Source organism: Thiohalocapsa sp. (assembly GCF_019695415.1).
Lineage (GTDB): Bacteria > Pseudomonadota > Gammaproteobacteria > Chromatiales > Chromatiaceae > Thiohalocapsa.
The window spans coordinates 1-1697 of record NZ_JAIFKJ010000484.1 but is presented as its reverse complement, the minus strand read 5'-3'; the positions used below and the strand labels follow the sequence as shown (position 1 = coordinate 1697).

Genomic DNA, 1697 nt, shown 5'->3' with positions numbered 1-1697 from the left:
CCACGTGATTAGACCTGGAGGCGGCGGCGGCAGTGTTGGAGGTGTGAAGGGGACGGGGGGGGGGGGCGGCCTGGGCGTTCCCTTGCCGATGGGGTCCTTCCCGGCCAGCGGCGGTGCGCGCATGCAGGAATCGCTCTTCTCGCTGCTGCAGATGGCCAAGACCAGCGCCGCCCTCGGGCGCCTGCGGGACAAGGGACTGCCTTTCGTCTCCGTGATGACCGACCCCACCATGGGCGGCGTCTCCGCGAGTCTCGCCATGCTCGGGGACATCAACATCGCCGAGCCTGGCGCGCTGATCGGCTTCGCCGGCCCCAGGGTCATCGAGCAGACGGTCCGCGAGACCCTGCCCGACGGCTTTCAGCGCAGCGAGTTCCTGCTGGAGCACGGTGCGCTGGATCAGATCTGCGACCGCCGCGAGCTGCGTGAGCGTATCGCGGATCTGCTGTCCATGTTGATGCGGCGGCCGAAGGACGCGTAAGTCCGTCCTGGCCGGCTAGGATAACCGGGGAGCGCGGACCCCATCGGCGATTGCGCGACCCTTGATCCAGCCGACGTGCGCTGCACGTCGTCGCGCGCACTTCGTACTTCTTCGCCCCCAATGCGCTTCCAGACCCTCTCCGAATGGCTTGCCTGGCAGGAGAACCTTCACCCGAGCCGCATCGACTTGCGGCTCGAGCGCGTCGGCGCGGTCTGGCAGGCCCTCGGCTATGGCCCCTTCGGATGCCCGGTGATCACCGTCGGCGGCACCAACGGCAAGGGCTCCGTGGTGGCCTATCTGGATGCCATATGCCGGGCCGCCGGGTATCGCACCTGCGCCTACACCTCGCCGCATGTTCTGCGCTACAACGAGCGTATCCGCATCGACGGTACGGATGCCCCGGACGTTGCCCTCTGTGACGCCTTTGCGCGCATCGACGCGGTGCGCGGAGATGCCCAACTGACGTACTTCGAGTTCGGCACGCTGGCGGCCTTGACGCTCTTCGCCGAGGCGCAGCCGGACTTGGTACTGCTGGAGGTGGGCCTTGGCGGGCGCCTGGACGCTGTGAACATCATCGACGCCGATGTCGCCGTGGTCACCAGTATCGGCCGGGATCACATGGCCTGGCTGGGCGATACGCTCGATCAGATTGCCTTCGAGAAGGCCGGTATCTTCCGCGCCGGGCGCCCGGCCGTCATCGGTCAGGCCAATGCACCAGAGCGGCTGCGGGCGCGCGCACTGGAGGTGGGTGCCCAGCCGTTGCAGCTGGGCCAGGAGTTCCGCTGGCGCATGGACGCCGGGCAATGGCAGTGGCAGGGGCCGGGCGGTCGACGTCGGGATGCACTGCCGGCGCCGGCGCTGCGCGGGCGGTTTCAGTACGACAATGCCGCGGCGGCCATCTGTGCGTTGGAATGCCTCGGCACGCGCCTGCCGGTGAACAACGCGGCACTGCGCCAAGGGCTGCAGCGGGTGCGACTGCCTGGGCGTTTCACCGTGCTGCCGGGGCGGCCCACCTGGGTGCTGGATGTGGCCCACAACGCCGAGGCGGCGCGGGCCCTCGCACAGAATCTGGCGGCGCTGGGCTGCACTGGGCCGCGGCACGCCCTGCTCGGGCTCTCCGCAGACAAGGAGGCCGCCGCCGTCGCCAGGGCCGTTGCTGATTGGGTTGATACCTGGCATCTGGTGCCGGCGCCGGGTCCCCGGGGCATGGCCCTCGGAC

The 1697-nt window shown here is 69.4% G+C and carries 1 protein-coding gene and 1 pseudogene; both read left to right on the top strand.

Annotated elements, in window-relative coordinates; translation table 11 throughout:
• A pseudogene (locus I6U14_RS13520) lies at nucleotides 1–478 on the top strand (acetyl-CoA carboxylase carboxyl transferase subunit beta); the annotation flags it as partial.
• A 120-nt stretch (nucleotides 479–598) separates the two neighbouring features.
• Nucleotides 599–1697 (top strand): folylpolyglutamate synthase/dihydrofolate synthase family protein (locus tag I6U14_RS13515; protein ID WP_296900045.1); only part of this gene is annotated, 1099 nt, incomplete at its 3' end.